Source organism: Variovorax sp. LARHSF232 (genome assembly GCF_052871435.1).
The window spans coordinates 102850-123856 of sequence record NZ_JBIXJS010000004.1; the positions used below are offsets into that span (position 1 = coordinate 102850).

General features: G+C 68.2%; 19 protein-coding genes and 1 pseudogene. 10 read left to right on the plus strand and 10 right to left on the minus strand.

What is annotated here, in order from left to right; all coding sequences use genetic code 11:
* Nucleotides 1-226 precede the first annotated feature (226 nt).
* The 7 genes and pseudogenes from ACIPRI_RS12675 to ACIPRI_RS12705 all read left to right on the plus strand — a co-directional run bounded on the left by ACIPRI_RS12675 (nt 227) and on the right by ACIPRI_RS12705 (nt 7299).
* Nucleotides 227-856 carry a response regulator gene (locus tag ACIPRI_RS12675; protein ID WP_446621805.1) on the plus strand — a complete coding sequence of 210 codons (630 nt, stop codon included), beginning with the start codon at nt 227-229 and terminating at the stop codon, nt 854-856.
* A gap of 182 nt (nt 857-1038) precedes the next feature.
* Nucleotides 1039-1632 (plus strand): annotated as a pseudogene (locus ACIPRI_RS12680) (transporter substrate-binding domain-containing protein); the annotation flags it as partial.
* Nucleotides 1633-2620: 988 nt separating this feature from the next.
* The gene (locus ACIPRI_RS12685) at nt 2621-4564 is read left to right on the plus strand and encodes an ATP-binding protein (RefSeq protein WP_446621806.1); all 1944 of its coding nucleotides are present in this window, start codon (nt 2621-2623) and stop codon (nt 4562-4564) included.
* A 30-nt stretch (nt 4565-4594) separates the two neighbouring features.
* Entirely contained in the window at nt 4595-5017 is a 423-nt protein-coding gene (locus ACIPRI_RS12690) for an FMN-binding negative transcriptional regulator (protein ID WP_446621807.1), read from the plus strand.
* Between the two features lie 4 nt (nt 5018-5021).
* Nucleotides 5022-5252 carry a hypothetical protein gene (locus tag ACIPRI_RS12695; RefSeq protein ID WP_446621808.1) on the plus strand — a complete coding sequence of 77 codons (231 nt, stop codon included), beginning with the start codon at nt 5022-5024 and terminating at the stop codon, nt 5250-5252.
* 20 nt (nt 5253-5272) lie between these two features.
* Entirely contained in the window at nt 5273-6364 is a 1092-nt protein-coding gene (gene tadA, locus ACIPRI_RS12700; protein ID WP_446622097.1) for a tRNA adenosine(34) deaminase TadA, read from the plus strand.
* Entirely contained in the window at nt 6361-7299 is a 939-nt protein-coding gene (locus ACIPRI_RS12705; protein ID WP_446621809.1) for an LD-carboxypeptidase, read from the plus strand. Before tadA ends, ACIPRI_RS12705 begins: the two co-directional genes overlap by 4 nt.
* Nucleotides 7300-7322: 23 nt before the next feature.
* Here ACIPRI_RS12705 and ACIPRI_RS12710 read toward each other — a convergent pair whose 3' ends face one another.
* On the minus strand, nt 7323-7655 hold the full coding sequence (locus tag ACIPRI_RS12710; RefSeq protein ID WP_446621810.1) for a hypothetical protein: 333 nt from the start codon (nt 7653-7655) through the stop codon (nt 7323-7325).
* Between the two features lie 350 nt (nt 7656-8005).
* Here ACIPRI_RS12710 and ACIPRI_RS12715 point away from each other — a divergent pair, with 350 nt between their 5' ends.
* Both ACIPRI_RS12715 and ACIPRI_RS12720 read left to right on the plus strand, forming a co-directional pair.
* Entirely contained in the window at nt 8006-8953 is a 948-nt protein-coding gene (locus ACIPRI_RS12715) for an adenylate/guanylate cyclase domain-containing protein (protein WP_446621811.1), read from the plus strand.
* 11 nt (nt 8954-8964) lie between these two features.
* Nucleotides 8965-9552 (plus strand): HlyD family efflux transporter periplasmic adaptor subunit, encoded by a 588-nt coding sequence (locus ACIPRI_RS12720; protein ID WP_446621812.1) that lies wholly within the window; start codon nt 8965-8967, stop codon nt 9550-9552.
* Between the two features lie 27 nt (nt 9553-9579).
* On the opposite strand, the gene ACIPRI_RS12725 is transcribed toward ACIPRI_RS12720, so the two are convergent.
* A complete protein-coding gene (locus tag ACIPRI_RS12725; RefSeq protein ID WP_446621813.1) occupies nt 9580-11040 on the minus strand; it encodes a coniferyl aldehyde dehydrogenase in 1461 nt (486 codons plus the stop codon).
* Nucleotides 11041-11180: 140 nt separating this feature from the next.
* On the opposite strand from ACIPRI_RS12725, the gene ACIPRI_RS12730 reads away from it, so the two are divergent.
* Complete coding sequence (locus ACIPRI_RS12730; RefSeq protein WP_446621814.1) at nt 11181-12227, plus strand: AraC family transcriptional regulator; 1047 nt, start codon at nt 11181-11183, stop codon at nt 12225-12227.
* A 23-nt stretch (nt 12228-12250) separates the two neighbouring features.
* Here ACIPRI_RS12730 and ACIPRI_RS12735 read toward each other — a convergent pair whose 3' ends face one another.
* The 8 genes from ACIPRI_RS12735 to ACIPRI_RS12770 form a co-directional block, all read right to left on the minus strand.
* Entirely contained in the window at nt 12251-12505 is a 255-nt protein-coding gene (locus tag ACIPRI_RS12735) for an RNA-binding protein (RefSeq protein ID WP_446621815.1), read from the minus strand.
* On the minus strand, nt 12502-14154 hold the full coding sequence (locus ACIPRI_RS12740; protein ID WP_446621816.1) for a SulP family inorganic anion transporter: 1653 nt from the start codon (nt 14152-14154) through the stop codon (nt 12502-12504). Before ACIPRI_RS12740 ends, ACIPRI_RS12735 begins: the two co-directional genes overlap by 4 nt.
* Nucleotides 14155-14159: 5 nt before the next feature.
* Nucleotides 14160-14702 carry an N-acetyltransferase family protein gene (locus ACIPRI_RS12745; protein ID WP_446621817.1) on the minus strand — a complete coding sequence of 181 codons (543 nt, stop codon included), beginning with the start codon at nt 14700-14702 and terminating at the stop codon, nt 14160-14162.
* A 15-nt stretch (nt 14703-14717) separates the two neighbouring features.
* Nucleotides 14718-15545: a polyphosphate kinase 2 gene (ppk2, locus tag ACIPRI_RS12750; RefSeq protein WP_446621818.1), complete on the minus strand. Its 828-nt coding sequence runs from the start codon at nt 15543-15545 to the stop codon at nt 14718-14720.
* 77 nt (nt 15546-15622) lie between these two features.
* Nucleotides 15623-16405 (minus strand): enoyl-ACP reductase FabI, encoded by a 783-nt coding sequence (fabI, locus tag ACIPRI_RS12755; RefSeq protein ID WP_446621819.1) that lies wholly within the window; start codon nt 16403-16405, stop codon nt 15623-15625.
* Nucleotides 16402-17598 carry an acetate/propionate family kinase gene (locus tag ACIPRI_RS12760; protein WP_446621820.1) on the minus strand — a complete coding sequence of 399 codons (1197 nt, stop codon included), beginning with the start codon at nt 17596-17598 and terminating at the stop codon, nt 16402-16404. Before ACIPRI_RS12760 ends, fabI begins: the two co-directional genes overlap by 4 nt.
* Before the next feature lie 7 nt (nt 17599-17605).
* The gene (locus ACIPRI_RS12765; protein ID WP_446621821.1) at nt 17606-18541 is read right to left on the minus strand and encodes a phosphate acetyltransferase; all 936 of its coding nucleotides are present in this window, start codon (nt 18539-18541) and stop codon (nt 17606-17608) included.
* Between the two features lie 13 nt (nt 18542-18554).
* Nucleotides 18555-20909 carry a DUF3141 domain-containing protein gene (locus tag ACIPRI_RS12770; protein ID WP_446621822.1) on the minus strand — a complete coding sequence of 785 codons (2355 nt, stop codon included), beginning with the start codon at nt 20907-20909 and terminating at the stop codon, nt 18555-18557.
* Nucleotides 20910-21007 lie beyond the last annotated feature (98 nt).

Here is a 21007-nt window from a genome sequence, read left to right on the forward strand (position 1 = left end):
GACGAGGCCGGCTGAACTTTTGCGGGAGACATCTGCTCAACCGAGGGGTCGCCGCCAGCTTGCGTATGCAGGCAGCTTCGCGCGCGGCGTTCATCCCCTGCCAGACCACGTATTGAATCTTCGCCGCGGCGCCTAGAATCGCCCGGCGATTGCAAGGCGTCTCGTCGTTGCCCATGGTGACGCTCACAGGGGGATTTGGGGCACATCTCGACAGGAGCGAGGGAACATGCACAGCACAGTCATCGTCGACGATCATCCGGCCATTCGGCTGGCGGTTCGATCGGTCCTGGAAACCAGCGGCTCGTTCAAGATCGTCGGTGAAGCCGACAGCGGGCCCGCGGCCCTCACCACCATCCGGGAGCATCAGCCCGCACTGGTGATTCTCGATCTCGACCTGCCGAAGATGAACGGCCTGGAACTCATCGAGCGCGTCAAGACTTCCAACCCGGAAATCAAGCTGCTGGTGCTCTCGGCCCAGCAAGAGTGCATCTTCGCCACGCGCGCGCTGCATGCCGGCGCCAACGGCTTCCTGAGCAAGTCCGAGGGCATGAGCGCCATCGTGCAGGCGGCCCAGTCGGTGCTGGCCGGCTACGGCGTGTTCCCGAGTTCGGCACTGGGCGCCTTGTCGAGCAGGGCGGGCGCCGGTCCGGCCGAGCTGATCAAGACCTTGTCGGACCGCGAGCTCACCGTGCTGCAGCTGCTGGCGCGCGGCATGGGCAACAAGGAGATCGGCGAGGCGCTCCTGATCAGCAACAAGACGGTGAGCAGCTACAAGACGCGCCTGTTCGAGAAGCTGAACATTTCCACGCTGGTGGAACTGGTGGACTTCGCACGTGCCAACAACCTTGTCACCTAAGGAGCCGGCTCTTCTTCCGCGCTGCCATGCCTGACGTTCGGGCCGGCTTGTGGCAATGGTCGCGGGCTTTGCTGCTGGCGGCCTGCGCGCTGCTGCCTCTGGCGGGGCAGGGCGAGCAGACACCGCCGCCGGCGACGAACGCGCCGCGGCTGGTGGGCTTCACCAACATCCCGAAGCTCGCGATGGCGCTCAACGAGCAGGAGCGCGCCTGGCTGGACCGGCGGCGCGTGATCGGCGTCGGCGTGGTGGCCAATGACTACGTGCCCTTCGACCTGATCGGACTCAACAGCGAGTACGAGGGCGTGTCGGCCGACTACCTGGACGCGGTGACCATGGCCTTGGGCGTGCAGACCCGCATCGAGGTCTTCGTCAACCGGCAGGAGGCGCTGCAGGCGCTGCGAGAGGGCCGGGTCGACATCGTGCCCACGATGCGCGCCAACACCCCCATGCAGGGCGTGGCGCTGTCGCAGCCTTACTTCGCGCTGCGGCCGGTGGAGGTGACGTCGGGCACCAGGCGCATCCTGCGCACCGGCCTCATCACCGTGGGCTACGTCGACGGCCATGTGTCGCTGGAGGCGCTGCGCCGCGCCTATCCGCAGGCGCAGCTCATGCCCCAAAGCAGCGCCTTTCTGGGCGTGGCCGCCATGTCGTCCGGCCAGCTCGACGCCTTCGTGGACCTGCACTCCACGACGGGCTACCTGATCGACCACTACCAGCTCACCAACCTGCGCCTGGCCACCTTCGCGGACACCGACCCGGGCGGGATGCACTTTGCTTTTCGCCGCGACGACGCCATGCTGGCCCTGCTCGTGGACCGGGCGCTCGAAGCCCTGCCGCGGCGGGTGCATACGGACGTGCGGGCGCGCTGGTCGCCCAGCGTCGAGACCGGCTACCTGCTCGAGCGCGTCAACTTCACCGAGGCCGAGCTCCAGTGGATGGCCGAGCACCCGGTGGTGCGCTGGGCGCCGGTCAATGACTTCATGCCTTTCATGTTCGTCGATCACCGTGGCCGCTACGCCGGCCTGTCGCTGCAGGTCATGGACAAGATCGAAAGCGAGACCGGCCTGCGCTTCGAGCCGGCCAAGGCCGGTGACGGCGGAAGGGCGGCGGACATCCTGCCCGCCGTCATGCGCGGCCAGCCGCTGCCGGCGGGCATGCGCCTGTCGGAGCCGTATTTCCGCGACCACTGGGTGATCGTCTGCCGCATCGGCGACCCTCACCTGCGGCAGCTGTCGGACTTGGCCGGCCATCGCATCGCCTACTTTGCGCCCAATGCGGTGGCCGAACTGATCAAGCAGGCGGTGCCCAGCGTCACCCTGGTGCCGGCCGACTCGGTGGCGGCCACCTACGAGCTCGTGGCCGCCGGCCAGGCCGATGTGACCATCGGCAACATCGACAGCGCCAACTACATCGTGCGCCAGTTCTTTCCCCAGCGGCTGAAGGTCGCCGGCTCGGTCGACGACGCGCCGGTGGACATCAGTTTCGCGGTGCGCGGCGACCGGCCGGAGCTGCAGGCCATCATCGACAAGACCCTGGCCAGCATCCCGGCCGAAGAAATGCGCCGGGTGCGCGCCAACGGCATGTTCTTCAGCCGACCCGCGGCCGACTGGGCGGGCTATGTGCGCTGGTTGTCCATCGGCGGCGGCGCGCTGCTGCTGTGCCTGGCCTTGTTCGCGCTGTGGAACCGCTCGCTCAAGAAGGAAGTGACACGCCGGCTGGCGGTGGAGGCGGAACTGCGCGAACCAGTTGCACTTCCAGCGCGCCATGCTCGAAGGCATGCCGCACGCGGTGGGGGTGCGCGACGCGCAGGCGCGGCTGATGTACTGCAATGCCGCCTACGAGCGGCTGTTCGGCGTGCCGCGGCAGGCGGTGACCGGCAAGACGCTGCTCGAGTCCCCCCTGCGCGGCGAGAACAGACCCGTGGTGCGCGCCATCCACGAGCGCTACCTGCAACTGGTCGCCGACGGCAGCGTCCTCAACGAGGACCTGGATCTGAACATGGCCGGCCATTGGCGCCGCATCCTGCATTGGGCCGCGCCGATCTCGCTGCGTGCCGGCGCCGAACGGGTGGCCTTCGTAAGCGGCGCGGTCGACATGACCGAGCGCCATCATCTGGTCGAGCTGATCAAGTCGGCGCGTGCCAAGGCGGAGGCGGCGAACCGCGCCAAGTCGAACTTCCTGGCCACCATGAGCCACGAGATCCGCACGCCGATGAACGCGGTGATGGGTGTGCTCGAGCTGCTGGTGCGCGAGGGGCGGCTGACGGCGCAGGACCGCGAATCGACCGAGCTGGCGCGCAATTCGGCGCGCAGCCTGCTGAGCCTGATCGACGACATCCTGGACATTTCCAAGATCGAGGCCGGCGGCCTGGAGGTGGTGCCGCGCCCTGCGCAGGTCGCGCCCATCGTGCACGAGGTGGCCAACGTGTTCCAGAGCCTGGCGCGCCAGCGCGGCCTTGTCATCACCGTTCACATCGACGAGCGGCTGGCGCGCTGGCATGCCGTCGATGCGACGCGCTTCAAGCAGATCGTCAACAACCTGGTGAGCAACGCCATCAAGTACACCGACCAGGGCGGCGTCACCATCGAACTGGGCAGCCAGGGGGTGAGCAACGACGTCGAGTCCGTGCTGCTGGAAGTGCGCGACAGCGGCATCGGCATCGCGCCGGAGGACGTCAACAACCTGTTCAAGCCCTTCTTCCAGGCCGAGGCGGCGGGTCCGCGCACCATCGGTGGCACCGGGCTGGGGTTGCCCATCGTGCAGCGCCTGTGCATGCGCATGGGCGGCGACATCTCGGTGACCAGCCAGTGCGGCGTGGGCACCAGCATCAGCGTTGCGTTGCGTCTTCTGGTGCTGCCGGCGCCCGAGATGGAAGAGGCCACGGACGATGAGCCGCCGGCGCCCGTCGTGCCGCAGGCCGAGCGCGGCCGCTTCCAGATCCTGGTGGTGGATGACCATCCGGCCAATCGCCTGCTGCTGCAGCGGCAGTTGGACTTCCTGGGCTATCGCAACGCCGTGGCGCCGGACGGACAGGAGGCACTGGCGCTGTGGCGCGAAGGGAATTTCGATGCCGTCATCACCGATTGCTCGATGCCGGTGATGGACGGCTACGCGCTCACGGCCGCGATCCGCGCCATCGAGCGCGAGCAGCAGCTGCCGCATTGCCCGGTGCTGGGCTGGACCGCGCACGTGCAGGAGCATGAGCGGCGCAAGGCGCTGGATGTGGGCATGGACGAGTGCCTGCTGAAGCCGCTCAGCGTCGATGCGCTGTTGGAGGCGCTGCGCCGGCACCTGCCGGACCATGCAGAACCTGCCACGGACAGCGCTGCGCAGCCGCTGCAACAGGCGCAGGGGGCGGCCTTCGACCTGGCTTCCCTGAAGGATTTTTCGGGCGGCGATGCCAAGATCGAGGCCAGCTTTCTGGAAGCCATGCTGCGCACCAACATGGGCGACCTGGAAGAGCTGGACAGCCTGATGCGTTCAGGCATGCGGGACCAGCTGGCGTCCTGCGCGCACAAGATCAAGGGCGCCGCGCGCATCGTCCGGGCCGGTCGGGTGGTGCGCGATTGCGAAGCGCTCGAGGCGGCCAGCCAAGCGGCCGATGACGCCGCGGTGGCGGACGCCATGGCGGCCTTGCAGCACAGCCTGGGCGAGTTCAACGCGGCGATGTCGCGCCAGCTTCAGGTCTATGCCTCGCTGGCACACTAGGGCCAGTTCAAAGCAAAGAACAGGCCCCTCATGTACCTGCCGCCGCAATTCAACGAGAAGGACCGCGCCGTCGCCATCGAGCTGATGCGCGCCAATGCCTTCGCCAGCCTCATCACGACCGACGACGAAGGGCATTGCACGGTGCAGGCCCGCCTGGTCGAGACGCCGCACGAGAAAGACGCATTGCTCAAGCGCCTGATCGGCGAGCACGAGCCGGCCTATGCGCAGCAGTGGCGTGATCTGGGCGAGGAGTTCCAGCACAAGCTCTTGGCCGGCCTGGTCGGCTTCGAGCTTCGCGTGACCGAGCTGCAATGCAAGATCAAGCTCAATCAGCACCGGCCCGAGTCGCACGCGGCCATGCACGCGATCTATGCGGCCGGCTCGCCGGATGAACAGGCGCTGGCCGGCTGGATGCAGCGCCTGGGCATGGCGCCATCCTCGAACGAGGCTTGAAGAAATGATGCGCACATTGGGACTTGTGGGCGTGCTGCTGGCACTGGTGATCGTGGGCTTGCTCGTCAAGAAGCAGCTCGGCGCGGGCATCGCGGTCATGCCGGCCCTGCCTGCCGATGCGGCGGTTGTTGCGCCGGCGCCCGCGCAGAACCCGCGGCAGGTGCAGGAGCAGTTCAGGCAATCGCTGGACGCCGCCATGCAGCAGCCGCGTGCCATGCCCGACGACGCCAAGTGACGACAAGCGGCAAGCCCTTGTTGGGCGACGCACACTGGATGTCGCTCGCCCTCGGCGAAGCGCGTGCCGCCATGGCCGCCGGCGAGGTGCCGGTCGGCGCGGTGCTGGTGAAGGACGGCGCCGTGCTCGCCACGGGGCGCAACGCGCCGGTGGCCGGCCACGACCCCACGGCGCACGCCGAGATCGCCGCACTGCGCGCCGGTGCGCGAGCGCTTTGCAACTACCGGCTGGACGGCTGCGAGCTCTTCGTCACCCTGGAGCCTTGCGCCATGTGCGCCGGCGCCATGCTGCATGCGCGGCTGGCGCGCGTGGTCTTCGGCGCGGCCGATCCAAGGACCGGGGCGGCAGGCTCGGTGGTCGATCTCTTTGCCAAGGCCGAGCTCAATCACCAGACGGCAGTGCAGGGCGGGGTGCTGGCGCTGGAATGCAGCGAGCTGCTGCAAAGCTTCTTCCGCGGCCGGCGCGAGCAGGCGAGGGCGCTGGCGCAGCCGCTGCGCGACGACGCCCTGCGCACGCCCGAGTCCGCGTTCGACGCTTTGCCGGCCTCGCCCTGGCCGGAGCAACAGGTCAGCGAGCTGCCGGCGCTGCAGGGCCTGCGCATGAACTATGTCGACACGGCACCGGAAGCAGCGGGCGGCCTGGCCTGCCTGTGCCTGCATGGCGTCGGCCTGTGGAGCCATCACGAGCGCGTGCTGATCGATGCACTGCTGGCCGCCGGCGTGCCGCGCGTGCTGGCGCCCGACCTGATCGGCTTCGGCAAGAGCGACAAGCCCAAGCGCGAGGCTTTCCACACGCTCGACTGGCATCGCGAGCTGCTGGCGCAGTGGCTGGACCGGCTGGCGATCGAGCGCGTGCTGCTGCTGGTTGCCGAAAGCATGCGTGAGCTGGGCGAGGCCTTGGCGGGCGCGGCGCCGCAGCGCGTGCTGGGCCTGCTCATTGCACACGAAAGCCCCGCGCCGGAACTGGAAGCCGCGCGCCGCGCGCCTTTTCCCGACCGCGGCTACGAGGCCGCCCTGCGCGTGTTCGGCCGGCCGAGAAAGGCGCGCCAGGTTGCGCCGCCAGAGGCGCGGGCGTTGGCCGAGTGCGCAATGGGATACTTCGACGCGAAATGAGCAAGCACATCTACATCTATTCCCCCTCCAGCGCCGTGCGCGACAAGGCCGCCTTCAAGCGCGGTGTGAAGCGCCTGAAGGCGCTGGGCCATGAGGTGGAGGTCGACGAGTCGGCACTGAAGAGCCAGCAACGCTTCGCCGGCGACGACGCCACGCGTCTGGCCGCCATCGGCCGGGCAGCGGCCAGCGGCGCCGACGCGGCGCTGATCTCGCGCGGCGGCTACGGCCTCACGCGCATCCTCGACGCGTTGCCGTACAAGGCCATTGCCAAGGCCATCGAGCGCGGCACCGAATTCATCGGCCTGTCCGACTTCACCGCGCTTCAGTGCGCGCTGCTGGTCAAGACCGGCGCGGTCAGCTGGGCCGGCCCGGCCGTGGGCGAAGACTTCGGCGCTGAAGCCGGCGCCGACGACATCATGGAAGCCTGCTTCGACGATCTGCTGTACGGGCAGGGCGAAGGCACCGGCTGGCGGCTGCCGGCCCGCGACGCGGCGGTGGGCGAGGGCCTGCGCGGCATTCACGGGGCCCCGCTGTGGGGCGGCAACCTTTGCGTGCTGACGGCACTGTTGGGCACGCCTTACTTCCCGGCGGTGGACAAGGGCGTGCTGTTCCTGGAAGACGTCAACGAGCACCCTTACCGCGTCGAACGCATGCTCGACCAGCTGCGCCACGCCGGCGTGCTGGCGCGCCAGAAGGCAGTGGTGCTGGGCCAGTTCACCGGCTACAAGAAGTCGGCGCACGACCGCGGCTTTGGCCTGCCCGGCGTGGTGGAGCGGCTGCGCAGCCTGCTGCCCAAGGTGCCGATCCTCACCGGCCTGCCATTCGGCCATGTGCCGACCAAGGTGCTGCTGCCTTTCGGCGCCAAGGTCGAACTCGCAGCCGACGGCCGCGACATCTTCATGGTTTGGGGACACCGCCACGCCCACGCGCATTGAGCGGCGGGCAGCAGCGCGGAGGGTCAGGACATGCGCCGATGGGCGCGGGGGCCCATCGCGTCGGGCAGGCGGCCCTTGAACATGCTGTTGATCTGCTTCATCTGGCGGCGGGCTGCGCCCTCGCCGTCGAGATCGCTCAGGGCCGTCATCACGTCCTGGCGCAGATACCAGAGCGCTTCCAGGTCACCGGCGAACTGCACGCGCTGTGCGACGCGGGTGACAGCATGGCCGGTGTGCAGGCGCAGCATGTTGAGCATGGCCACGCGAATTTCGCCGGCGCGCCGCTCCTCGGATCGATGAACGCCGCCAAAAGGCGCCAACGGCAAAAGGCGAATGAGCTTGCGCAGAGACACCATGGTGCGAGGAAGTGAGAGGCTGCGAAATAACTTTCGAGAGAGATGCCAACATTAAGGGCCCGGCCTGGGCCAGACAAGCGCGGAAACATTTATTCTTGTTTAAAAACAACATACTTCACACTAGTCCTCATCGACTTTCGCAGGAATGGCAACCTTCGTATTACTTTTTTGTTCTGGCCTCCACGATTTTTCAGGGCACACGGTGAGTCGGCGTTTTTGTTGTGTCAAATCATCGAAACGCACCGTTTCTGCCTCGTTTTGCAAGTGGCCGAAGCGCGGTTCCCCGTTCAATATGTGACTATTTGCCATAATCGACGAGCGATAGCCAGGAAGCATCAATAGAACAGAACATGGGCGTCCATTCCACTGTCGTCTTTGCGGATCTCACGGGCAGTACCCGCGTGTTCGAAGCCATCGGCAACGCGCGGGCCACCGAGACTGTCACGCGCCTGATTCAATGGATCGGCGGCGTGTGCGAAAGCCATGGTGGGCGCGTCGTGAAGTCGCTCGGCGATGGCGCCTTTGCCACCTTTGCCAACGGCGCCGCGGCCACCAAGGCCGTGCTGGAAATGCAGCGCAACCATCACAAGCGGCTGCAGAACTGGCCGGCCCCCTTGCGCATGGAACTGCAGATCGGCGTGGCCAGCGGCGAGGTGGTCGAGGTCGATGGCGACTGCTACGGCGATGCGGTCAACCTGGCCTCGCGCCTGAGCGACCTGGCGGGTCCCAGCCAGATCTGGGCCACCGAGGCGGTGATCGACCAGCTCGGCGGCATCGACGCGCGCTTTCGCAACCTGGGGCCGATCAACATCCGCGGCAAGAACGAGATGCCGGTGGTCTACCGCATCGACTGGCAGGACGACCTGACGGACTTCCTCACCATGCCGGCCACCCTGGTTCAGCCGCAGCGCGTGCCCGACTCCACCTTCGGCCAGATCGAGCTGAGCTGGCTGGACGTGCGCACCTGTTTCCGCGCGGCCGAGCTGCCGATCCACATGGGCCGGGTGGACGAGGCGCAGTTCGTGGTGAACGACCCGCGCGTCTCGCGCCTGCATGCGCGCATCGAGGCGCGCAATGGAAGCTGTGTGCTGGTGGACGTCAGCACCTATGGCACCTGGGTGCGCTTTCACGGCACTGCCGGCGCCAGCGGCGAGATCGCCTTGCGCCGCGAAGAATGCGTGCTGCACGGCAGCGGCGAAATCGGCCTGGGCGCACCGCTCAGCGACTTCAGCGCGCCCACCATTTCCTTCAACACCACCGGCGGCAGTCTCCAGCTCGCGCGCAGCGCCCTGCGCTGAGTTCGCCCCGTGTGTGGCGCGCACCGGTCGGCCTGGCCGAAGAGGCGGCCATGCGCCAGCGGCTCGACGTGCAGCTGCAGGAAAGCCGGGCCGCGCGTTCCGAGATCGAGCGGCTGACCCTGCAGGCGCCTTTCGCAGGCCAGTGGCGCGACGTCGACCCGAACTGGCACGCCGGCCAATGGGCCGGCACCCGGGAATCGCTGGGCGTTCTGTACGACCCTTCGAGTTGGCAAGTCGATGCTTACATCAAGCCCGACGAGGTGCACCGCATCAGCGTCGGCGCCCACGTGCGCTTCTATCCGGAAGGCGACGTGCATCCCATCGAAGGCCGCGTGCTGGCCATCGGCAGCACCCGGGTGGCGCAGCTCGAGCACCCGATGCTGTCATCGCGCCATGGCGGGCCGCTGGCCACCGCCAAGCAGGGCGAAGCGCTGGTGCCCACGCCCGCGCTCTTCCATGTGCTGGTGCAGTTGGACGGGCCGCCGCCGGCACGGCAGGAAGCGCGCGGACAACTGCAGATCGACGGTGCGCGCAGCAGCCTGCTGGTGGAAGGGGCGACGCACGCGCTGGCGGTGCTGCGGCGCGAAAGCGGCTTCTAGAAAAGCAAAGCGAAAACGGGGCGCAGCTCAGTCGCGCTTGCCGGCCAGCGATGGATCGCCGTGACCGATGAAGTACTTCATCGTCAGGCGCTGCGCCAGGTTGCCGAAGGGCGCGTAGAACAGGCCGATGGGGAAGAAGCGATGGCGCTTGAACACCGTGCGCGCATGCGAGAGCTCGCGAAAGCCCTCGATGCCGTGGTAGTTGCCCATGCCCGAGTTGCCGATGCCGCCGAAGGGCGCGTCGTGGTTGATCACGTGCCAGCCCCAGTCGTTGATCGACACGCCGCCCGAGTGGGTCCGTTGCAGCAGCTGCTCGCGCGCCGCCTTGTCGTGGCTGAAGCAGTACAGGGCCAGCGGCCGCGGGCCGGCGTTGATGTGGCCGATGGCATCGTCCACCTTGTCGTAGGCGACGACGGGCAGGATCGGGCCGAAGATCTCTTCCTGCGCGAGGCGCATGTCGGGCGTGAGCCGCGTCACGATGTGCAGCGGCATCTGCCGCTCCTGCGCGCTGCCGCCGCAGCTGATGATGTGGGCGCCCTTGGCCCGGGCGTCTTCCAGCAGGGCCTGGAGGCGCGCATGCTGCCGATCGTTGACCACGGCCGTGTAGTCCTGGTTGCCCTGCGTGCTGGCGCCGTACATCGCGCCGAAGGCCTTGCGCGCCGCCGCCACGAAGGCATCGACCTGGCCGCGCGGCACCAGCGCATAGTCGGGCGACACGCAGATCTGGCCGCCGTTGGTGGCCTTGCCATGGGTGATGCGGGTGGCCGCCTCGGCCACGTCGTAGTCCGGCAGCACCACAGCGGGCGACTTGCCGCCCAGCTCCAGCGTCACCGGCGTCAGGTTCTGCGCGGCGGTGCGCATCACGATGCGGCCGACCGCGGGCGAGCCGGTGAACACGATGTGGTTGAAGGGCAGGGCGGTGAAGGCGTTCGGGTCTTCCAGCTCTTCGCCGACCAGCGCGACCTCGTCCTCGGCAAAGGCCTCGGCCAGCATGCGGCGCAGCACGGCGTTGGTCTTGGGCGTGACCTCGGGCATCTTCAGCATGACCCGGTTGCCCGCAGCCAGTGCCGCCGCCATCGGGCCGAGCGAGAGGTAGAGCGGGAAGTTCCACGGCGTGATCACGCCGACCACGCCCTTGGGCTGGTAGCGAACCTGCAGGCTGTTCGACAGGAAGAGCAATTCGGTGGCACGGCGGCTGGGCTTCATCCAGCGCTTGAGGTGCGACAGCGCATGATTGATTTCCAGCGTGCTGCCCAGCACGTCCAGCATCTTCGATTCGGCCAACGAGCGAAAGCCGAAGTCCTGGCTCATGGCGTCGGCCAGCAGGTCCTGGTAGCGATGCAGTTGCTTCTTCAAGGCGCGCAGCTTGGCGCGGCGTTCGTCGAGCGTCGGGAAGGGGTGCGCGGCGAAAGCGCGCTGCTGGGCGTCGAACAGCGCGGCGATGCGCAGGCTGGCGTCGGTTTCGGGGCGGGCGAGGCGGTCGTTCATGGCGTGTCTCCGGTTCTTGGGCGCGCGAGGGCGCAGGCTGCCCGGATGATCGGGGAGAGCGTGGTCGCCGCAAAGGTTCGATGCGGTCAACAGGCAGGTGCAAATCTGCCAAATCAGGGCGTCGAACTCATAATCGGCGGATGCACGCGTCAGAAAACGGTTTTGTCGGCAGCTATGGCGGCGATCTCGATGCGCCCATCCACAGCATGCTGGGCCTGGGGCCGCTGTTCGCCGAAATGGCCGACCAGGGCGTCGCGCCTGACGTCCTGCTGCAGGGAACCGGCCTGCTGCCGGCGCAGCTGGTCGACCCGCAGGCGCACATGTCGCACCGGCAGAAGATCACCATCTTCCGCAACGTGCTGCGCCTGTCGCGTGTGCCCGACGTGGCGCTGCGGGCGGGCTCGCGCCAGCGCCTGAGCGACTTCGGCGTCTTCGGCTATGCGCTGGTCAGCAGCGCCACCTTCGGCGAAGCGATCCGGCTGGGCATGAAGCATGTGCGGCTGGCCGGCCCGGTGCTGGAAAAGCGCTGGCGCATCGAAGGCGACATCGGCATCTTCGAGGGTCACGACGTCCTGGCACTGGGCGAGGTGCTTCCGCTCGCCACCGAGTTCTGGTTTGCCTCCATCCACAAGTTGTGTACGTGCGTGCTCGAGGCGCCGATGCCCACGCGCCGGCTGCTGCTGCCCTACGCGCGGCCGTCCTATGCCGAGAGCTATGAGCAGACTTTCGGTTGCGCGGTGCAGTTCGATGCCGGCGTGATGGAACTGCACTTCGACGCCTCGCGCTTCGACCAGCCCAGCCCGAACGCGAATCCGATCACCGCCGACACCTGCGCCCGCTTCTGCGAGCGCATGCTGGCCGCGATGCCCGATGAGACGGCCCTGTCGCGCGAGATCCGCGTCGCCTGCCTGAACAGTCCGGGCGACCTGCCGACGGCCGAGGCGATGGCGAAGCGCCTTGGGCATTCGGTGCGCACGCTGCATCGCCGCCTGGCCGACGAAAGCACGACCTACCAGGAAATCGTCGACCAGGTGCGCCGCTCGCTCGCTATCGAATACCTGCAGGGCACGGCGATGACGGTCGAGGAGATCGCTGAGCGGGTGGGATTTTCCGAAGCCAGCAACTTCCGCAAGGCCTTCAAGCGCTGGACCGGGCAGCCGCCGGGGCACTTTCGCCCAAGCAATTGAAGATCAGGGGAGCGCGGCGCCCTTCAGGCGAAGCGGTCGCGCATCACCTGCGCGCCCAGCTTGCGCTTCTTCCAGTACATGTTGTGGACGCGCTCCTGCAGTTGGCCCAGCGCGGTCGGGTCCAGGCCCCCGAAGGTGAGCATGGCGGCCGGGCGCGTGCCGTCGCCTTCCTCATGCTCGATGCTGTCGAAGGGCGGAAATCCGTACTTCACGAGGAAGTCGCGGATCTCTTCGTCGGAGGTTCCGGGTTCGATATTGACCAGCCACAAGCGACTCATGATCGGCTCCTGTAGGTATCGACGGCGTGCTCGAGGTTGAACATCATGCGCTCTCGGCCGAGCGCCTTGCCGAGCCGCGATTTGCGCACGACGTCCAGCACGCCCGGGTTCAGGCCTGCCAGCCAGAGGCTGACGTCCGTTCCGCCCTGGCGCTCTTCGGCTTCGGTCAGCACCTTGAGCGCGGTGTACTCCAGATCGAAGACGCGGCTCAGGTCGAGCACCACCACCTTGGGCTGCGCCTGGGCAATCGCCTGCTGGATCTTCTCGCGTACCCGCTCGGCGTTGGCAAAGAAGATGCGCCCTTCCGGACGCAGCATCAGCAGGCCGGGAAACTGTTCATCGTCGGGATGCTCGCTGCTGCGGGCACGGAAGACATTGGTGCCGCGCTTGCGCGCCAGCACATGCACCGGCGGATCGGATACCTGGTAGACCAGCGCCACCAGCGACACGACGATCGCCACCACGATGCCCTGCAGGGTGCCCAGCAGCATCACGCCGACGAAAGCCACCAGCGCCCAGATGAACTCGGTCCTGCGCACCTGCAGGATGGCCATGAATTCCACCGGCTTGATCAGGCCCACCGAATAGACGATGACCACCGCCGCCAGGGTCGCGTTGGGCATCAGCCCGATCAGCGGTGCCAAGAACAGGATGGTGCCCAGCGCCACGCCTGCGCACACCAGGCCGGCCAATTGCGAGCGCGCACCGGCCAGCCGGTTCACTGCCGTCTGGGAGGTGCCGCCGCCCGCCGGCAATGCGCCCAGGAAGGCCCCGCCGACGGTGGCGATGCCGGTGGCCACCAGTTCACGGTTGGGCGCTGGTGTCGGCTCGTCCGTGTGGGCAAAGGCCCGGCCGGCAGCGATCGTTTCGGTGAAGCTCATCAGTGCGATGCCGGTGGCCGCCGGCCACAACGCATTCAGCAGGTGCCAGTCGGGCCAGATCGGCGCGGGCAGCCCGGTGGGCACCGTGCCCACGATCGAGATGCCGAAGCGCTCGATATCCAGCAGCCAGACCGCGGCAATCGCAGCGCCGACCGCCACCAGCGGCGCCGGTGCGCGTGGCGAGATGCGCTCCAGCCCCAGCAGGATGGCGATGGTGACGACGCTGACCAGCACCGTGGGCAGCGAGGACTCCGGGATCGCGCCGAAGGTCGCCATCAGGTTGTGCACGAAGCCACCCTTGTCGAAGTGCACGCCCAGCAGTTTGGGCAGCTGGTCGAGGATGATCACCACGCCGATGCCGGCCTTGAAGCCCACCAGCACCGGCTCGGAAATGAAGTTGGCGACAAAGCCCAGGCGAAGGATGCCGGCCAGCACCAGGATGGCGCCGACCAGCAGCGCCAGGGTGGCCGCCGCCTGCGCCAGCGCCGCGTTGCCCGCGGGCGCGACCGACGCGAGCGCCGCGCCGGTGAGGATGGCGATGGTGGTGGTGGTGCTCACGCTCAAGGGGCGCGAGCTGCCCAGCACGGCGTAGATCGCCATCGGAACGAAGGCGGTGTACAGGCCCGCCTGCACCGGCAGCCCGGCCACCGTGGCATAGGCCAGGGCCTTGGGGATCACCACTGCCGAGGCGGTGAGTCCGGCGATGACGTCGGGGCGCAGCCAGTCGCGCCGGTAGTCCTGCAGCCATTCGAGCGCGAAGCGGGCCACGGCCTTCAGTCCAGCGTCAGGCTGACCAGGCGCAGGCTGCGGTCCTCGGGCCAGGCCGTGTCGGTGAAGCCGAGCCGGGCCGCCAGGCCGCGCATGCCGGTGTTGTCGGGCAGCACGATGCCTTCGATGCGCTGCAGGCCGTGCTCGCGTGCGAGCGCAATGAGTTCTTCCATCATGTGCCGGGCCAGCCCGAGGCCCTGCCAGTCGTCCGCCACCGTGACGGCGAATTCGCAGACCTTGCTGTCCGGCGCATGGGCGAAGCGCGCGCCGGCGACGATGCGCTCGCCTCCGGCGGGGTCGCTGCTGCCGGCCAGCGCCACCAGCGCCACCACCTGGCCGACGGGCGGATCGACGGCGGCGCTCAGCATGTCCGGCGGCAACTCGCGCAGGGGCGCGAAGAAGCGGCTGTAGCGCGCGCTGGGCGACAGGCGCTCGAATGCGGTTTCGAACTCGTCCTTGTCCTCGGGGCGGACCGCGCGCACCGTGACGCTGCGGCTATCGCGAAGCGGCACCGCATGGGCGGCGGTTCGGTCCTGTCCGGTGCCCATTGCCCATTGCCTTCTTCAGTACTTGGGAGCGACGAACCGGTAGGGGTAGTCCGGCTCGCGGTAGTCGCCGCGCTTTTGCCGCTTGGGCAGCACGATCTTCTGGCGCGGCACGTCCTCGTAGGGAATGCGGCCGAGCAGGTCCGAGATGATGTTCAGGCGAACCCGCCGCTTGTCGTTGGAGTCGGCCACCAGCCAGGGCGCGTACTCGGTATCGGTGTACTTGAACATCTCGTCGCGGGCGCGCGAGTAGTCGTACCAGCGGCTGTACGACTTCAGGTCCATGGGCGAGAGCTTCCAGATCTTGCGTCCGTCCTTGATGCGTGCCTGCAGGCGGCGCGTCTGCTCTTCCTCGCTCACTTCCAGCCAGTACTTGAGCAGGATGATGCCGGAGGCGACGATGTAGCGTTCCAGCAAGGGGGCGGCCGTGGTGAGGAAGTTGTGGGCCTGCTCCTCGGTGCAAAAGCCCATCACCCGCTCGACGCCGGCGCGGTTGTACCAGCTGCGGTCGAAGATCACCATCTCGCCCCCGGCCGGCAGGTGCTGCACGTAGCGCTGCATGTACATCTGGCTCTTCTCGCGGTCGGTGGGCGCTGGCAGCGCCACCACGCGAAAGATGCGCGGGCTGGTGCGCTCGGTCAGGGCCTTGATGGTGCCGCCCTTGCCGGCGCCGTCGCGGCCCTCGAAGACCACGCAGACGCGTGCCCCGGTCTTCTGCACCCACTGCTGCACCTTGACCAGCTCGACGTGCAGCTTGGCAAGTTCCTTGTCGTAGTCCTTGGTCGACAGTTTCTCCGTCCTGGCCGGACCGTCGTTCTCCTCGCCGACCTTCTTTTCCTTTGCCATGGGCCGTCCCTCCGGGGTAGGGTGATGCTGGGTGTCAGACAGTGTCCCTTTGTGTCCCCGGTGTCAATTGATGCAGCTCAAGCCATGATGTTCACGCCGCCGTCCACGTACAGGGTTTGCCCCGTGAGGCGGCGCGCGTAGGGCGTGGCGAGAAAGGCGCAGGTGAAGCCGACGTCCATGATGTCGACCAATTCGCCGACGGGCGCACGCTGCGCGGCCTCGGTGAGCAGCAGGTCGAAGTCCTTCAGGCCCGAGGCGGCGCGGGTCTTCAAGGGGCCGGGCGAGATCGGGTGGACCCGGATGCCCTTGGGCCCCAGCTCGTGGGCGAGGTAGCGCGCCGAGGCCTCCAGGGCGGCCTTTACCGGGCCCATCAGGTTGTAGTTCGGCACCACCTTCTCGGCGCCGAGGTAGCTCATGGCGAACATGGTGCCGCCGTCCTTCATGAGTGGCGCGGCCAGGCGCGCCATGCGGATGAAGGAGTGGCAGGAGATGTCCATCGCCTGGGCGAAGCCCTCGGCCGAACAGTCGAGCAGGCCGCCCTGCAGGTCGTCCTTGGGCGCCCAGGCGAGCGAATGCACCAGCACGTCGAGCCGGCCCCAGTCCTTGTCGATGCGCTCGAACACGGCCTCCAGTTCGCCCGGCTTCGAGACGTCGAGCTGCATCAGGATCGGCGCCTGCAGCGCATTGGCCAGCGGCTCCACGTAAGCCTTGGATTTCTCGTTGAGATAGGTGATGGCAAGCTCGGCGCCGAGTTCGCGGAATGCCTTGGCGCAGCCGTAGGCGATCGAATGCTCGTTGGCGATGCCGCAGACCAGCACCTTGGCGCCCTTCAATGCAGGGCTCGGAATGTCGACGCTCACGATGGGCCTCCTTGCGTGCCGGCCACTTGCAGCGTGTGGCGCGCGATCATCAGTTCTTCGTTGGTGGGGATCACCCAGACGGCGACCTGACTGTCCGCACGGCTGATGCGCGGGCCTTCGGCCTCGTTGGCCTGTGCGTCGAGCTGCACGCCCAGCCAGGCGGCGTCACGGCACACGCGTTCGCGGATCGGCGCCGCGTGCTCGCCGATGCCGGCCGTGAAGACCAGGGCATCGAGGCCACCGGCCGCGGCCGCGAGAGAGCCGAGCTCGCGCCCCAGCCGGTACACATACAGGTCGACCGCCAGCCGGGCGCGTTCATGGTCGCTGGCCAGCAGGGCCCGCATGTCGCTCGAGATGCCGGAGACGCCCAGGAGCCCCGATTTCTTGTAGATCAGATCCTCGATGGCGCGCGCATCCATCTGCAGCTCGTCCATCAGGTAGAGGATCACGCCCGGGTCCAGGTTGCCCGAGCGGGTGCCCATCGGCAGCCCGTCCACTGCCGTGAAACCCATGGTGCTGGCCACGCTGCGCCCGGCCACCATGGCGCACAGGCTGCTGCCGTTGCCCAGGTGCGCCACCACCGTGCGGCCGGCGGCGGCGCGGGCGTCCATTTGCGGCAGCACGCTGGCGATGTACTCGTAGGACAGGCCGTGAAAGCCGTAGCGCCGCACGCCGCGCCCGGTGATCTCGGGCGGCAGCGCGAAGGCCTGCGCCAGCTCGGGCTGGGCGCGGTGGAAGGCGGTGTCGAAACAGGCCACCTGCAGCAGGTCTGGCCGCATCTGCGCGACGAGCTCGATCGGCCGCAGGTTGTGCGGCTGGTGCAGCGGCGCCAGCGGGCAGAGCGTGCCCAACTCGGCCAGCACCCGCGCATCGATCCGCACGGCCTGCGTGTAGGCCATGCCGCCATGCACCACCCGATGGCCCACCGCCACCAGCTGGTGGCCCCCGCGGTGCGCCCGGAAGAACTGGACCAGCCAGCCGATGGCTTGGGCGTGCCCGAAATCCTCGCCTTCCTCCCAGGTCATGGATTCGATCTCCTCGCCTTGCGCGTCCACCGCGCGAAAGCGCGGCTTCGTGTACAGGCCTTCGACCTGGCCGCGCAGCAGCAGCGGGTTGTCGGGGCCGGCGGCATCGAAGGCGCTGAACTTGATGCTGGAGGAGCCGGCGTTGAGGACCAGGACGAGATCGGCCATGGCGTTGCTACTTCACCGCGTCGGCGGCTTCGCGCCGGGCCTTGGCCACCAGCACCGCGACGGCGCAGGAGGCGAGGCGCGTCAGCAGCGAGTCGGCCCGGCTGGTCAGGATGACGGGCACACGTGCGCCCAGCACGATGCCGGCGGCGTCCGCCCCCGCCAGGAAGCTCAGGCTCTTGGCCAGCATGTTGCCGGACTCCAGGTCGGGCACCATCAGCACGTTGGCGCGCCCGGCCACGGGCGAATCGATCTTCTTGATGCGGGCGGCCTCGAGGTCGATGGCGTTGTCCAGCGCCAGCGGGCCGTCGACCAGGGCGCCGGTGACCTGGCGCCGGTCCACCATCTTGCAAAGGGCCGCGGCCTCCACCGTGGAGGGCACTTTCGGGTTGACCGTCTCCATGGCCGACAGGATCGCCACCCGCACCTCGGCCACGCCCAGCGCATGCGCCAGGTCGATGGCGTTCTGCAGGATGTCGGCCTTCTCCTCCAGGGTGGGCGCGATGTTGACGGCGGCGTCGGTGATGATCAACGCCTGCTCGTACATCGGCACGTCCATCACGAAGCAGTGGCTGACGCGACGCGCGGTGCGCAGGCCGGTGTCGCGCCTGACCACCGCGGCCATCAGCTCGTCCGTGTGCAGGCTGCCCTTCATCAAGGCCTCGGCGCGGCCTTCGCGCACCAGTTGCACGGCCATCGCGGCCGCCGCTTCGCTGTGGGGCGCATCGACGATTTCCAGGCCCCCGATGTCGGCGCCGCAGGCCTCGGCCACGCGGCGGATGCGCTCGGCCGGGCCGACCAGGATGGGTGCGATCAGCCCGAGCCTGGCTGCCTCGCAAGCGCCCTCCAGCGAGCTCTCGTCGCAGGGGTGGGCGACGGCCGTCGGCGTCGGCGGCAGGGCGCGGCAGGCGTCGATCAGGCGCTGGTATTTCTCGTGTCGGGTCACGGTCGGATTCCTTTCAGGCGCGACGCACGCCGGCGCGGCGGCGTCCCGCTGTCGTGGTGGTGGTGGCGCTCCCGCCTCGGCGCCGAGCAGGCTTGGGCGCCATCTCCAGCGCCTCGCGGATTCGTCCCAGCATGGCCTGCTGGGCGGCGCTGGGGGCCTTAACATGCAGGCGCTTGTCGGCCATCAGCTTGCCGAGCAGTGCGACCAGGCGCTCGCGGTCTTCCTGCTCGTCCAGCAGCAAGGGCAGCGTCTGCACCGCCGCATCGGGCTCGTGGCGCGCGATGATTTCCTGCTCGCCGCGCACGCGCCGCCAGTCGTGCGGCGACATGCCTGGTAGATAGTCCTGGTAGTCGGGCAGCAGCTCCTTGCGCAGCTCCAGCCGCGACAGCGGCAGGGGCTCGCCCTGCCGCTGCAGCAGGAAGGCCACCCGGGCCAGCGCCTCGACGTAGCCGCCGTGCGCGATGGAAGCCAGCGCGTCGCGCACCACCGGCGTGTCGCGCGCGTCGCCGCCGGGGGCCTGGGCGGTGCCGCTGTCCGGCCTGGCGTCCTCGTCGGTCGCCAGGTTGGCGTAGGTCATGAAGAAGGCGGCTTCGGTCAGCGCATCGCGCACCGCCCGGCCGTAGTCGAGCCAGGCGCTGTAGGCCTTCGCGTTGTTCTTTTCCGCCAGGCGCAGCGGATGGTCTTCGGCCAGCGGCTGCCGTGCGCCGTCGAGCGCCTGCGCCGCGGGCGCGAGCCAGGCCATCCACGGATTGAAGCGTGACGACAGCATCCAGTTTTGCGCGCGCAAGGGGTGAAAGGCGCGCAGCAGGGCCGCCGTGCCTTCGTTGGACATCGCCTGCACCCACGGCCTGGCGAAAAGCTCGTAGGCACGCTGGTTGAACTGCGAGACCTCGGCCACCGCCTCGAAGGGCTTCTCGTCCTTGCGTCCGAAGCGGTTGAGCTTGGCCACCACGTCCTCCAGCCGGTGCTCGCGGAACTCGACCGCGTACTCCGGCTGGCCGTCGGCGCGGTGGCGCTCCTCGATCGCCATGCCATACAGGCCCGGCGGCAGGCCCTCGATGGCCTCCAGCACCGAGACGATCTGCGCATGCTCTTTCTTCGCCACCTTGCCCGAGACGAAGATGCCCAGGTGCCCGATTTCCTGGTGCAGCAGCCCGACGATCACCTGGCCGCGCGCCTTGATCTCCGCGGTGCTGCCATAGACGTCGGCCACCCAGTTGAAGGCTTGCTGCGGCGGCGTGATGTTGTCGCCCATGGAGGCGAACAGGATGATGGGCGAGCGGATCTCGCGCAGGTCGAAGTCGGCGCCGGCGGCGTTCTTCACGTCGCCGCTCCACAGCTTGTTGCCCACGAAGAGGTTGCGGGTGATCCACTCGATCTCTTCGCGGTTCATCAGGTAGTAGCCGCCCCACCAGCGCTCGAACTCCAGGAAGCGCGGCGGCTCGGTGTCGGCCTTGTCGAACAGGTGGTAGTACTTGTCCCAGAGGCTGTTGGCGGGATGCAGGTTCTCGAAGTTCTGCACCAGGTGGGCGCCGTCGAACTTGCCGTTGCCCAGGTCCGCCGCCAGCGAGGCCATCCAGGCGCCGCCCAGCATGCCGCCGGCGTAGCGCATCGGGTTGTCGCCTTCGCCTTCGCTCCAGGCGCCGCCCCAGTAGGACATGGGCGCGCCGTTGATGACGATCGGGCCGGTGTCCTCTGGGCCGGAGGCGGCCAGCATCATGGCGGCCCAGCCGCCCTGGCAGTTGCCGATCAGCGCGGGCTTGTCGCTGTGCGGGTGCAGTTCGCGCACCTTCCTGACGAACTGCTTTTCCGCCTCGCACACGTCCAGCAGCGTCTGGCCGGGTTCCGGGTCGCGGAAGAAGATCACGAAGTACACCGGGTGGCCGGCGCGCAGCGCCACGCCCACCTGCGAGTCGTCCTTGAAGCCGCCGATGCCGGGCCCGTGGCCGGCGCGCGGGTCGATGATGAGGTAGGGGCGCTTGCGCGCATCGACCTTCACCCCATCCGGCGGCGTGATGCGCAGCAGCGCATAGTTGACCGGCCGCTCGAACTCGCGCGCATCCAGCACCGTCTCGTAGGCGAAGTGCAGCACGGGCGTGAGGCCCTGCTGTGCGTTCACGGCGAAGTTGTCGCCGCGCTGGCGCAAGGTGTTCCAGAAGAGCAGGGCGCGCTGCGCCGAATCGACTGCATAGCTGGCCCAGCCCATGGGATCGAGGGCGGCGCTGCCCATCGCCAGTGGGTTGCCGGCGAAGGCCTGGCCCAACCGCTGCGACAGCTTTTCGTTGGCCAGCTGCATGCGCTTGCCGAGCAGCTTCGACACCTTGGCGCTCGTCTGCTGGCTGCGTGCCAGCCGCTCCTGTGCGTTCATGGTCGGCTCCGGTTGCGAAGCTATCTTCTAGCAGCGGTGGGCAAAGACCTTGATGATGATCAAGAAGAGTTACACAAAGCACGGCGGCGGCGCGCCAT